The organism is Micromonospora sp. WMMD714 (assembly GCF_029581315.1).
Lineage (GTDB): Bacteria > Actinomycetota > Actinomycetes > Mycobacteriales > Micromonosporaceae > Micromonospora > Micromonospora rifamycinica.
Window position 1 is genome coordinate 1,803,566 of the sequence record NZ_CP120744.1, and the last position, 12,638, is coordinate 1,816,203.

Annotated in this window: 11 protein-coding genes; 5 read left to right on the forward strand and 6 right to left on the reverse strand. The window is 73.7% G+C overall.

Features of this window, described 5'->3' with window-relative positions; all coding sequences use genetic code 11:
* Positions 1-3 precede the first annotated feature (3 nt).
* From O7625_RS08080 to O7625_RS08090, 3 genes are all read right to left on the reverse strand, one after another.
* Positions 4-1,230: a hypothetical protein gene (locus O7625_RS08080; RefSeq protein WP_282345267.1), complete on the reverse strand. Its 1,227-nt coding sequence runs from the start codon at positions 1,228-1,230 to the stop codon at positions 4-6.
* Positions 1,231-1,351: 121 nt separating this feature from the next.
* The gene (locus O7625_RS08085) at positions 1,352-3,013 is read right to left on the reverse strand and encodes a GTPase (protein WP_282346850.1); all 1,662 of its coding nucleotides are present in this window, start codon (positions 3,011-3,013) and stop codon (positions 1,352-1,354) included.
* A gap of 17 nt (positions 3,014-3,030) precedes the next feature.
* Positions 3,031-4,884: an ABC transporter gene (locus O7625_RS08090; protein WP_282345268.1), complete on the reverse strand. Its 1,854-nt coding sequence runs from the start codon at positions 4,882-4,884 to the stop codon at positions 3,031-3,033.
* Between the two features lie 208 nt (positions 4,885-5,092).
* Between O7625_RS08090 and dnaK the strand changes: the two genes are divergently transcribed.
* The 5 genes from dnaK to O7625_RS08115 all read left to right on the forward strand — a co-directional run bounded on the left by dnaK (position 5,093) and on the right by O7625_RS08115 (position 10,056).
* The gene (dnaK, locus tag O7625_RS08095; protein WP_089004099.1) at positions 5,093-6,970 is read left to right on the forward strand and encodes a molecular chaperone DnaK; all 1,878 of its coding nucleotides are present in this window, start codon (positions 5,093-5,095) and stop codon (positions 6,968-6,970) included.
* Between the two features lie 39 nt (positions 6,971-7,009).
* The gene (grpE, locus tag O7625_RS08100) at positions 7,010-7,753 is read left to right on the forward strand and encodes a nucleotide exchange factor GrpE (RefSeq protein WP_282345269.1); all 744 of its coding nucleotides are present in this window, start codon (positions 7,010-7,012) and stop codon (positions 7,751-7,753) included.
* 81 nt (positions 7,754-7,834) lie between these two features.
* On the forward strand, positions 7,835-9,019 hold the full coding sequence (dnaJ, locus tag O7625_RS08105) for a molecular chaperone DnaJ (RefSeq protein ID WP_282345270.1): 1,185 nt from the start codon (positions 7,835-7,837) through the stop codon (positions 9,017-9,019).
* A 28-nt stretch (positions 9,020-9,047) separates the two neighbouring features.
* Positions 9,048-9,491 carry a MerR family transcriptional regulator gene (locus O7625_RS08110; RefSeq protein WP_282269838.1) on the forward strand — a complete coding sequence of 148 codons (444 nt, stop codon included), beginning with the start codon at positions 9,048-9,050 and terminating at the stop codon, positions 9,489-9,491.
* A gap of 358 nt (positions 9,492-9,849) precedes the next feature.
* The gene (locus O7625_RS08115; RefSeq protein ID WP_282346852.1) at positions 9,850-10,056 is read left to right on the forward strand and encodes a hypothetical protein; all 207 of its coding nucleotides are present in this window, start codon (positions 9,850-9,852) and stop codon (positions 10,054-10,056) included.
* 137 nt (positions 10,057-10,193) lie between these two features.
* Here the strand turns inward: O7625_RS08115 and O7625_RS08120 are convergent, their stop codons facing one another.
* From O7625_RS08120 to O7625_RS08130, 3 genes are all read right to left on the reverse strand, one after another.
* A complete protein-coding gene (locus tag O7625_RS08120) occupies positions 10,194-10,625 on the reverse strand; it encodes a hypothetical protein (RefSeq protein ID WP_067307642.1) in 432 nt (143 codons plus the stop codon).
* A 172-nt stretch (positions 10,626-10,797) separates the two neighbouring features.
* Complete coding sequence (locus O7625_RS08125) at positions 10,798-12,003, reverse strand: cation:proton antiporter (protein WP_067307641.1); 1,206 nt, start codon at positions 12,001-12,003, stop codon at positions 10,798-10,800.
* Between the two features lie 5 nt (positions 12,004-12,008).
* Positions 12,009-12,509 carry a TrkA C-terminal domain-containing protein gene (locus tag O7625_RS08130; RefSeq protein WP_088641912.1) on the reverse strand — a complete coding sequence of 167 codons (501 nt, stop codon included), beginning with the start codon at positions 12,507-12,509 and terminating at the stop codon, positions 12,009-12,011.
* Positions 12,510-12,638 lie beyond the last annotated feature (129 nt).

The window sequence follows — 12,638 nt, forward strand, 5'->3', positions numbered from 1 at the left end:
GGGTCAGGGGGTGTCGTCGCCGAGGCGTTGCCGGTTGGCCTCGATCCAGGCGTCCAGGGCCACCGGGTCGTCCGGGTCCACCCCGTCGGCCATCAACTGGGCCACCGCCGCCGTCGCCGGGCTGCGCCGCTCACCGGTCGAGTAGAGCCGGGCGAACTCCGGCACCAGCTCCTCGATCGCCTCGTCGGTCTGGATGCCGGCCCGCTCGGGCAGCCCCCGCCGCCGGGCCGCGAACGCCGCCCAGGCACGCAGCACCCGGGGCAGCAGCGCCGCGTCGTCCATGTCCAGCACGGCCCGCCGGTGCACCCAGTCGAGCAGGAACAGCCCGGCCACCGCCGGGCTCCACCGCAGCGGGTCGGCGTCCGGGAAGCTCGCCGAGTGGTCGAAGAGCAACCCCAGGCAGAAGTGCAGCGAGGCCAGTTCGGCGTCGCTGTCGAGGGTGTTCAGCCCGTGCCGGGCCGCCGCGGGAGAGGCCAGGAAGGCGCGGACCAGCGCGGTGCGCTCGTCGGTGTCGAGCGGCTCCGCGGGCCAGCCGGTGGTGTCGGGGCTCGCCTCCGGCAGCACCGCCAACCGCGCCCCGACCAGCGCCCGGTCGGTGGCGAGCGACCCCTCGGCGGGCAGGTCGGCGAGGTCGTCGGTGATCGCCAGGTGGCGGCCCACCTCGCCGTGCATCCGGGCCGGGTCCTCCTCGCGGAACCAGGTCAGGTCGTCGTCGGCGCACATCTGCCGGACCTGCTCCAGGATCCGCTCGGCCGGCCCGCCGACGAAGACGTCCTTGGCGATGCCGATGTTGTGGTCGACCAGCGCGACCAGGGCGTGCTCCGGGCCGCCCGTCGCGTCGTCGTAGGCGAAGGTGGCCAGGTAGGAGGTCTGGTCGCCGTACACGTCGCCGTACGCCCAGGTGCCGGTGAGGTGGACCCGGCCGAGCTGACCGGCCCAGGCCGGGGCCTGCGCGCCGGGGCGGACCTTCGCCGCGCCCTCGGCATCGGGGACCAGTGCGGCGAAGACCTGGCGGATGGTGGTGGCGGCGGCCGTGCGGCGGCGGGAGGTGGCGGCGAGGAAACCGGAGACGAAGTCCCGGACCGCCGTCTCCCGGTCGGTCTCGGCGATCGCGTAGACGCTGCCCAGCAGCGCCGTGCCGAGCATCTCGGCGTCGAGCGCGCAGTCCAGCCTGGTCACGTCGCGGGCCGCGGAGAGCACCGCGTCGTAGGGGGTCTGTGGCGTGGCCATGGCACGACCCTACGCCGCCGTGCCGCCCCGGACACCCGTGCCGACGGTGGCGTTCGGTGGCGATCGGCCGGGCGGTCACCAGCGGGCGGTCACCGGCGGCCCGCGCCCGGCCGCAGGCCGGTCACCGGGCGGCTTCCTCCCAGGCCTGGCGGGCGAGGGCGTACCGGTCGAGGATGGCCCGGACCGGAACGAGGACGTACTCCGCGCCGACCCGGGCGACCTCGTCGGTGAGCCGCTGCTCGGCCCGCCGCCGGGCCCGCCGGGCCGCCCAGCGGACCACCGGTCGGGTCACCGCGGCCAGCAGCAGGCCGGCGAGCAGGCCCCCGAGGAGCAGCACGGTGGGCAGCGGGGCGTCGCCCACCCGGGGGTACTCCAGGGCCGGCAGCCCGAGGGCGCGCAGCGCGTAGCCGAGCACCAGCCAGCCCAGCCCGGCCACGGCGGCGAGGGTGACCAGCCACTGGAGCGCCCCCACCAGCCGCCACCAGGCCGGCCGGCGGTCCATGCCCAGGTCGGTGCCGGCGACCGCCCCGTCCAGGGCGTCCGGCAGGTCGGCCAGCCTCGACCGGGCGGCGGCGGTCACCGCGACCGGCCACGGGGCCGGCAGCCGCTCGCCGGACCGGTCGGCGACCGCGCGGATGGCCAACCCGAGAGCGGACTGCTGGGCGGCCGTCGGGTCGGGCACCGAGGTCGCCGCGAGCAGGGGCTCCGCCGGTCGCTGCGGGTCGGTCTCCGGGCCGGGCAGGTGCAGCCGGCGCAGCGGGTCGGGACGCAGCCTGCGCCACCCGCGTACCAGCGGCCAGCCGGTGGCACCACCGGCCCGGTGCCGGTACGCCCCCTCGACCGCGCCCGCCACCGTCGGCACCCCTGCCGCGTCGGCCAGTGCGCGGTCCAGGACCCGGACCGTCGCGGCGTCCGGGACGTGCCCCGGGGCCTCGACGGCGACGAGTTCGCCCAGCGTGGCCACCACCGCGTCGGCGTCACCGGAGAGCCGGCGCAGCGCGGCCTGCCGGTCCGACACCGCCCGTTCCAGCGCCTCCCGCAGCCCGGTCATCCCGGCGGGCTCGACCGCCGTGGTGGCCAGCAGCGGCACCCCGTCGAGCCCGTCGACGTCGAGCAGCCGGCGCAGGTCGGCCAGCACCCGGGGCAGCTCGGCCGGGGGCAACCGGTCGGCCTGGTTGAGCACCACCACGGTCACCTCCCGGTGCCGGTGGAACTCGCGCAGGTAACTCGTGTGGACCACCCGGTCGGCGTACTTCTGCGGGTCGACCACCCAGACCACCAGGTCGACCAGGCCGAGCAGCCGGTCCACCTCCAGCCGGTGGGACCGCTGCACCGAGTCGAAGTCGGGCAGGTCGAGCAGGATCAGCCCGTGCAGGGCCGACTCGTCGTCGCCGTCCAGTGCGCTCTCCCGGACGAACCGGTGCCGGGGCAGCACGCCGACCCAGTCGAGCAGCCGGTTGCCGCCGTCCAGCGGCCCCCAGACGCAGGCGTGCGCGACACCGGTGGTGGGGCGGCGCACCCCGACCGGGGAGAGGTCCATCCCGGCCAGGGCGTTGAACAGGCTGGACTTGCCGCTGCCGGTCGCGCCGGCCAACGCCACCACGGTGTGGTCCCGGGACAGCGACAACCGGGTGCCGGCCCGTTCGACCAGGGTGTGTGCACCCACCAACTGGGTGTCGGGCACCTCGCCGTCGACCGCGTCGAGGAACCGGCGGATCGCGTCCAGGCGGGTCACCAGGGCATCGGCGTCGACGCGGCGGTCACCCCGGAGCGCCCCGCGCATCCGGCCGACGATGTTGGTCAACGGATGCCGTCCTCGGAGGTCGGGGTCGGTGTCGGCAGGGCCTGGCCGGACGGGTCGGCGAGGCCGCTGTGGTGCCGGGCCACCTCGACCCGGCCGGCGGCCCGGCGCAGCCCGGCGGCGTCCTGCGCGCCGGGCCGGGCCGCGTCGGTGCGGGTCAGGTAACGGGCCGCCTCCTCGTCGAGCAGCGCGCGGACCCGCTCCAGCAGGTCGCCCCGGGCCTTCGCGGCGAGGGTACGCACCGCCTGGTCACCGAAGATCGCCTGGAGTACGGCCTGCGCGGCGACGGTGGTGCCCGCCCCGGTGGCCACCTCCAGCCCGGTCGGGATGAACGCGGTGGAGGCGAAGACGGCGATCATCACGGCCAGCCCGGTGGCGTTGACCGCGTACGCGGCCGTCCGGGCCACGAACCGCCGGTCGCCGCCCTCCTCCCGGACCAGCTCCAACACCGCGCGCTGCCAGTCCCGGACCAGCCGCTCGGCCCGTTCGGGCAGGTCGGCCCCGGCGTGCGCCAGCGGCGGGTCGAGCAGTGCGGCCCCGGCCGGGTGGGCCTTCCAGGCGGTGTAGGTGTGTTCCGCCGCCTCGGCGGCGACCCCGCGCAGCAGGGTGACCAGCTGCGACTCGATGGCGTGGCGCAGCTCGGTCGCGGGGGTGGCGGGCCGGCCGGTGACGGCGGCGACGAGCCGGTCGCGCAGCCGGCCGATCCGGGCCTCCAGCGTCCGGAAGAACTCCCCGGTGCCGACGAACTCCTGCCAGCGGGCGAGCACCTCGCCGCGGAGCAGCCGGCCGTCCTTCAGCCCCTCGGCCACCGTGCGGTGCGCCCCCTGGTAGGCGGCCCGGACCCGGTCGTCGAGCGCGTCGGCGGCGGCCACCTGCTCGTCGGCCGCGTCGGCGAGCGCCTCCACGGTCGGGTGCAGCGAGGCGAGCGCGCCGTCCAGGGTCTGCCGGACCACGGCGGCGCGGGCGTCGGCGTCGGCGGCGAGCCGGGCGAACCAGGTGCCCAGGGGCGCGGTGACCCGGTCGGGCAGCAGGCCCTGGCCGTCGACCCAGGTCTCCGGCAGCACGAACAGCGGCGCCGCGCCCAGCTCCTGGGCGGCGAGCATCTCGGACAGGTGGGCGGCGATCTCGTCGGCGGCCTCGGGGGGCACCCGGTCGAGCACCATGGCGATCGCGGCCCCCCGGGAGCGGGCGGTGCGCAGCAGCTCCCACGGGACGGCGTCGGCGTACCGGGCGGCGGTGGTGACGAAGAGCCAGAGGTCGGCGGCGGCGAGGAGCTGGCCGGCGAGGGCCCGGTTGGCGTCGACCACCGAGTCGATGTCGGGGGCGTCGAGGAAGGCCAGCCCCGGTGCGAGCGCGGGGGCGGTGACCAGGTGCAGCGTGCCCGGGTCCTCGCTGGGCTCGTTGGTCCGGGTGAGGCCGGGCAGCAGCTCACCCTGGCGGAACCAGGCGGAGTCGGCCGGGTTGCAGACCAGCACCGGGGAGCGGGTGGTGGGGCGGAGTACGCCGGCGGCGCTCACCCGGGCCTGCACCAGGCTGTTGACCAGGGTCGACTTGCCGGCACCGGTGGAGCCGCCGACGACCACCAGCAGCGGGGCGTCGAGCCGGGCGAGCCGGGGCAGCAGGTAGTCGTCGAGCTGGTCGGTCAGCGCACGGGCGGTGTGCCGGGCCGGTTCGGCCGAGGGCAGCGCCAGCGGGAACCGGGTCGCGTCGATCGCGGCCCGCAGGCCGGTGAGGGCGGCGGGCAGGCCGTCCCCGGTGGGTCCGGTCGGCGTCTCGTCGATCTCCGGCGGCCCGGTGCGGGCGGCGACGGTGGGCGCACCGGACCGGGTGGCGGGATCGCCGTGCGTCGTCACCGCTAAAGCGTGCCCGACCGAGGCAACAGAGACAACCGGAGGGTAGTAACGGACAGGTTGCGTCGGGTCGGCTCAACTCGACTTGCGCTTTGGCGATCCCGTGGCACTATTGAGTCACGTTCACTCAACTTGTGGTGCGGTCGCTGCGGGCGACCCTCCCGGGCAGGCCCTCCGACCTGCCCACCCGTAACGAAGCGAGGAAGCGAAGATGGCACGTGCGGTCGGTATCGACCTCGGCACGACGAACTCCTGCGTCAGCGTTCTCGAGGGCGGTGAGCCCACCGTCATCGCCAACGCTGAGGGCTCGCGGACGACCCCGTCGATCGTCGCGTTCGCCCGTAACGGCGAGGTGCTCGTCGGTGAGGTCGCCAAGCGCCAGGCGGTGACCAACCCGGACCGGACCATCCGGTCGGTCAAGCGGGAGATCGGCACCAACTGGACCGTCGACATCGACGGCAAGAAGTACACCCCGCAGGAGATCTCGGCGCGCACGCTGATGAAGCTCAAGCGGGACGCCGAGGCGTACCTGGGCGAGCAGATCACCGACGCGGTGATCACCGTCCCGGCCTACTTCAACGACGGGCAGCGCCAGTCCACCAAGGAGGCCGGTGAGATCGCCGGCTTCAACGTGCTGCGGATCGTCAACGAGCCGACCGCGGCGGCCCTGGCCTACGGGCTGGACAAGGGCTCCAAGGAGCAGACCGTCCTCGTCTTCGACCTGGGTGGCGGCACCTTCGACGTGTCCCTGCTGGAGCTGGCCGAGGGCGTCGTCGAGGTCAAGTCGACCAGCGGTGACAACCAGCTCGGCGGCGACGACTGGGACCAGCGGGTCATCGACCACCTGGTCAAGACGTTCCGGGGCGAGCACGGCATCGACCTGGCCCAGGACAAGATGGCCCTCCAGCGGCTCCGCGAGGCGGCCGAGAAGGCCAAGATCGAGCTGTCCGCGGCGGCCACCACCAACATCAACCTGCCGTACATCACCGCCGGCTCGGCCGGCCCGCTGCACCTGGACGTGACGCTCAGCCGCGCCGAGTTCCAGCGGATGACGCAGGACCTGCTGGACCGCTGCAAGGGTCCGTTCGAGCAGGCCGTGAAGGACGCCGGCGTCAAGATTTCCGACGTCGACCACGTGATCCTGGTCGGCGGCTCCACCCGGATGCCGGCCGTGACCGACCTGGTCAAGCAGCTCACCGGCCGTGACCCCAACAAGGGCGTCAACCCGGACGAGGTCGTCGCCGTCGGCGCGGCCCTGCAGGCCGGTGTGCTCAAGGGCGAGGTCAAGGACGTCCTGCTGCTCGACGTGACCCCGCTGAGCCTGGGCATCGAGACCAAGGGCGGCATCTTCACCAAGCTCATCGAGCGCAACACCACCATCCCGACCAAGCGCTCCGAGGTCTTCACCACGGCCGACGACAACCAGCCGTCGGTGCTGATCCAGGTGTTCCAGGGCGAGCGCGAGATCGCGGCGTACAACAAGAAGCTCGGCACCTTCGAGCTGACCGGCCTCCCGCCGGCGCCGCGCGGCGTGCCGCAGGTCGAGGTCACCTTCGACATCGACGCCAACGGCATCGTCAACGTGCACGCCAAGGACCTGGGCACCGGCAAGGAACAGAAGATGACGATCACCGGCGGCTCCTCGCTGCCGAAGGACGACATCGAGCGGATGCGCCGGGACGCCGAGGAGCACGCCGACGACGACAAGCGTCGCCGGGAGGAGGCCGAGGCCCGCAACGTGGCCGAGGCGCTCCAGTGGCAGACCGAGAAGTTCCTCGCCGAGAGCGGCGACAAGCTGCCCACCGAGAACCGGGACCAGCTCAACGAGGCCCTCGGTGAGCTGCGTGGCGCGCTCGGCGGCCAGGACATCGAGAAGATCAAGGCGGCCCACGAGCGGCTGGCCCAGGTCTCCCAGCAGGCCGGTTCGCTGCTCTACGCGCAGCAGGCCGAGCAGGGCGAGCAGCCGGGCGAGGCCGGTCCGGGCGCGGGTGCGGCCGGTGCGGGTGCGGCCGGTGCGGCCGGTGGCCCGAAGGCCGGTGGCGCGGACGACGTGGTCGACGCGGAGATCGTGGACGAGGACAAGAAGTGACGGTCCGCACCGGCACCGCACAGGGATCGAGGTAGTCGTATGACGGAGAAGCCACGAGCCGCCGACCCGGGCGCCTCCGGGTCGGCGCCGGGTGGCTCCGGGCCCGCCGACGACGGGCCGCGGGTCGTCATCCGGGACAACCGCAAGCTCGGTCGGACCGAGGAGACCCCCGCCGCCGCCGACGCCGGGGCGGACGTCCCCGCTGAGGGGCTGGTCGAGGACGCCGAGGTGGTGGTCGACGAGATCGAGGCCGAGGCGACCACGCTCGACGACCCGGCGCCGACCGGCCCGCCGGTGGTGGACGCCCCCGCCCAGCCGGTCGACGGCAGTGCGACGGGTTCGCCGCTCGGCGCCGAGCTGGAGGCCGTCCGCACCGAGTTGGACGAGCGGACCAGGGACCTGCAACGGGTGTCGGCCGAGTACGCCAACTACCGCAAGCGGGTGGACCGCGACCGGGGCGTGGTGCAGGAGCAGGCGACCGGCTCGGTGCTCGCCGCGCTGCTGCCGATCCTGGACGACCTGGACCGGGCCCGGGAGCACGGCGACCTGGTCGGGCCGTTCGGCACGGTGGCCGAACAGCTCACCACGGCGCTGGGCAAGTTCGGCCTCACGCCCTTCGGCGAACAGGGCGACCCGTTCGACCCCACCCGGCACGAGGCGGTCGCGCACCAGACCTCACCGGACGTCGAGGAGCCCACCTGCGTGCAGGTGATGCGCCGGGGGTACCTGCTCGGCGAGCGGCTGCTGCGGCCGGCGATGGTCGCGGTCGCCGACCCGGAATAGTGCACGGCCATCCGGTCGCCCCGCCCGCCGTCCCCGGCGGGCGGGGCGACCGGGCCACATCTCACTCAAGGGGGTGGACCGGTGAGCTCCAAGGACTGGATCGAGAAGGACTTCTACGCCACGTTGGGCGTGGAGAAGTCCGCCTCCTCTGACGAGATCAAGAAGTCGTACCGGAAGCTGGCCCGGGAGTCGCACCCGGACCACAACCCCGGCGATCCGCAGGCCGAGGAGCGGTTCAAGGGCGTCTCCGAGGCGTACGCGGTGCTCGGCGACGACACCAAACGCCGCGAGTACGACGAGATGCGCTCGCTGTTCGGCTCGGGCGCGTTCCGCCGGGGCGCGGGTGGCGCGGGTCAGCCCGGCGGCGTCCCGTTCGACGTCTCCGACCTGTTCGGCGGTGGTGGTGGCGGGGACACCCGGTTCGGCGGCGGCGGCTTCACCGACCTGTTCAGCTCGATCTTCTCCGGCGGGTCCGGTGGCCCCGGTGCGTCGCGGGCGCGGGGTCCGGCCCGGGGCCGGGACGTGGAGGCCGAGGTCGCCCTCGACTTCGGCGACGCGGTCCGGGGCGTGACCCTGCCGTTGAGCCTGCGGGCACCCGGGATCTGCGACACCTGTCACGGCAACGGCGCCAAGCCGGGTACCCAGCCGACCACCTGCCCGGTCTGCCACGGTGCCGGGGTGACCACCCGCGACCAGGGGTCGTTCAGCTTCTCCGAGCCGTGCCGCAACTGCCAGGGCGTCGGGACGATCGTCGAGGAGAAGTGCCCCGAGTGCCGGGGCACCGGCGGGGTCACCAAGACCCGCACGCTGAACGTCCGCTTCCCCGCCGGGGTGGCCGACGGCCAGCGCATCCGGCTGGCCGGGCGGGGCGAGCCGGGCCAGCGCGGCGGGCCGGCGGGTGACCTGTTCGTCCAGGTGAAGGTCCGCCCGGACGAGCTGTTCGGGCGGACCGGCGACGACCTGACCCTGGTCGTGCCGATCACCTTCGCCGAGGCGGTGCTCGGCACCGACCTGCGGGTGCCCACGCTGGACGGCGCGGTGACCCTGCGCGTCCCGCCGGGCACCCCGTCCGGGCGGGTGCTGCGGGCCCGGGGCAAGGGTGTGGTCCGGCGGGACGGCCAGGCCGGCGACCTGCTGGTCACGCTGGACGTGGTGGTGCCGGCGACGGTGTCGGACGAGGCACGGGCGGCCCTGGAGTCGTTCGCCGCCGTGACGCCGCCGGCGGCCCGGGAACATCTCGACGCGCGGGTGCGTCGGGTCGGTTGACCGGTGGACGGGTGCGGAGGTGAGTGGGATGTCGGACGGGTTCGTCGGTTCGGGTGACCCTGCCTACGAGGCCAAGGTGCTGATGATCTCGGTCGCGGCACGGATGGCGGGCATGCACCCGCAGACGCTGCGGCAGTACGACCGGCTCGGCCTGGTGCAGGCCGGCCGGGCGGCCGGTGGCGGGCGACGCTACAGCGTGCGCGACGTGGTGCTGCTGCGCGAGGTGCAGCGGCTCAGTCAGGACGAGGGCGTCAACCTGGCCGGGGTGAAGCGGATCATCAGCCTGGAGCGCCTGGTGGAGCAGGCCCAGCAGCGGGTGGCCCGGTTGGAGGCGGAGCTGGATGCCGCGTACCGGCGGATCGCCGAGCTGGAGACGCTGGCCAGCGGTTTCTCCCGGGGTGACCTGGTGCCGACCAGCCGCACCTCGACGGCGCTGGTGGTCTGGCGCCCCCGCCGCACCCCTGACCGCTGACCCCGCCGTCCTGTCGCTGTTCGGGGCCGGCCCGCCGTCCTGTCGCCTTCCGGGGCCGGCCCGCCGTTTCCGTCCCGCCGTTTGGGGCTGGCCCGCAGGTCCCGTCCCGCCGTTCGGGGCCGACTCGCCGTCCCGTCCCGCCTTCCGGGGTCGGCCCGGCATGATCAACACTTATGGCCGCGAATAGCGGTGTCCCCTCGGGGGGATGCCGCTATTCGGCGTATCTGGAGTGGATTTTTTGAAGCGAGGGCTCCGGCCGGCGGGGATTAAGCATTTCCCCGCCACCGGGAGGGGTGTCCCGTTAACCTGAGAATCAGGCTCAAGCGGACCAATCCGGGCTCCGATGGCGGGGGGAATCGTGGCGGAATCGGCGAAGAGGGTGGCCCGACAGGCCGAGAAGCGGCTCGACAAGGTGGCCGAGAACGTCCGGGAGCAGTTCGACCGGGTCACCGGGGGCAAGTTCTCCGACACGGTGAAGGACGGCAGGTTCGCTGCACCGGACCACGGCGCGGACCGGGGGCGGACCGAGGAGCAACGCCGGGACCAGGGCGGATCGGAACGCTGACGATCCGCCGACGTGCGGGCCGGGATCCACGGGGGATCCCGGCCCGTTCGCCGTGACCCGTCACCCGAACCCGTGACCTGTCACCCGTGGTCCGTGCGTGACCCGTCACCCGTGATCCGTGCGTGACCTGTGCCCGTTCAGCCGAGGCGGCGGTTGTCCCGGACCAGGCCGCCCTCGCACCAGTCGTGGTAGGTGAAGAGTTCCTGCCGGGCCAGCAGCACCCGGCTGTTGTGCGCCCAGTTGCGCACCAGCTCGTCGCCGTCGCGTTCGGCCTGCTCCACGAGCTTGCGGAAGCGCCGCCGGGGATGGGCGCGGAAGTTCGTCCGGATGCCGTCGGCCGCGTAGATGTAGAGGCAGTGCAGGGCGAACCGGCGGGCCGGACAGGCCGGATCCATGGCCAGCTCGAAGAGGGTGGACACCAGGTGGTCACCGGCGACCAGCAGGTCCCAGTCCTGTGGCAGGGAGGTCAACGGCACCGAGTCGGGTTGGTACGCCCAGGCCCGCAACTCCGTCGGCGACGGGTCGACAGGATTGGCGAAGCCGCGGAACGTCGGACCCTGCGCGTTCACCGGCAACCTTCCGCTCGCAGCCGCGGGGCGCCTCCGGCCACCCGCGGACCCTGGCTTGCTGGGGCGCAACGCTAGCCGCCGTCGCCCGGCCGGCGGAAGACCCCGCCGGGCGCAATTATGCAACGGAGTCCCTGGCCAGGCCGCCCAACAAGTCGACCTGGCCAGGGGATTCTCACTCGGTGGCGGGGACCGGTCGGGGATGCTGGGCGGCGATCCGTCGCCGGAGCCGCTGCTTGAACCAGCGCATGTCGGGCAGTCGGGCGAGCATCGGCCCGGTGATCACGGTGATCAGCACATACGCCGTGGCGAGCGCCGCCAGCTTGGGCTCGACGGTGCCGGCGGCGACGGCGAGACCCGCGATGACGATGGAGAACTCGCCACGCGGCATCAACGCGAAGCCGGCCCGCCAGCGGCCGGGCTCGGCGATCCCGGCCCGTCGGGCCGCCAGGTAGCCGGTGAGCAGCTTCGTCCCCATGGTGACCACGGCCAGCACGATCGCGGGCAGCAGCACCGGCGGCATGTCCCGGGGGTCGGTGACCAGGCCGAAGAAGACGAAGAAGACCGCCGCGAAGAGGTCCCGCAGCGGGGAGAGCAGCTCGGTGGCGTGGTGCGCCACCGGCCCGGACAGGGCGATGCCGACCAGGAAGGCCCCGACGGCGGCGGAGACCTGGAGCCGGGCGGCGATCCCGGCGACCAGCAGGGTCAGGCCGAGCACCCCGAGCAGCAGCGCCTCCGGGTCCTTGGCCGAGAGGGCGGCGGAGATCAGATGGCCGAAGCGGATGGCGACGACCAGCACGACCACCACGGTGAGCACCGCGATGCCCAGGGCCATCCCACCCTTGACCAGGCCCACACCGGCCAACAGCGCGGTGACCAGCGGCAGGTAGAGGGCCATCGCCAGGTCCTCGATCACCAGTACGGAGAGGATGACCGGGGTTTCCCGGTTACCGACCCGGCCGAGGTCGCCGAGGACCTTGGCGATCACCCCGGAGGACGAGATCCAGGTGATGCCGCCGAGCACCACGGCGGCCACCCAGCCCCAGCCGAGCAGCAGTGCGAAGCCGAAACCGGGCAGGGCGTTGAGCGCCGCGTCGATCAGGCCGGCCGGGGCCGCCGAGCGCAGGTTGCCGACCAGCTCGTTGGCGCTGTATTCCAGGCCGAGCATGACCAGCAGCAGGATGACGCCGATCTCGGCGCCGACGGCGAAGAACTCCTCGCTCGCGGCCAGCGGGAGCAGGCCACCGTGGCCGAACGCGAGACCGGCGAGCAGGTAGAGGGGGATGGGGGAGACGCCGAACCGGCGGCTGAGCCGGCCGAGTAGACCGAGCAGGAGCAGGAGCGCGCCGACCTCGATGAGCAGGGTCGTGGTTTCGTGCATCCGCCTCAGCCGTCCGGGTCACTGTCGGCGAGGATGGCTGTCACTCCGTCGAGACCCTGCCGGGTACCGACCACGACCACCACGTCACCGGCCGCGAAGCGGAAGGTGGGATCGGGCGAGACGTTGACCTCGCCCTGCCGGAGCACCGCCACGATCGAGGCGCTGGTGCGGGTGCGTGCCTTGGTGTCACCGAGCCGCTTGTTGACGTACTTCGAACCGGCCGGGATGGCGATCTGCTCGGTGAGCAGCCCGGCCGCCTGCTCGCGCAGGCCGGAGAGCTGACCCAGCATCAGCGACGCGCCGAGGATGTCGGCCAGGGCCTCGGCCTCGTCGTCGGTGAGCGGGATGTCATGCTGGCAGGAATCAGGATCATCCGGGTCATAGAGGACAAGATCGCGGCGGCCATTGCGGTGGGAGACCACACCGAGCCGGCGTCCGGACTCCGTCATCAGGTCATGACGTACGCCGATTCCCGGTAGGGCGGTCTGTTCGACACGTACTCGCACGGACGAGAGGCTATACCCTGCGCCCAAGCTGGGCCTGTCGGACGTCTGCCCTGCTCGCGCCGCCCTCACCCGCCGCCACCGCCCGTGTCCACCCGCCCCCGACGGGTCACCCCACCCGCCGCGCCCCCG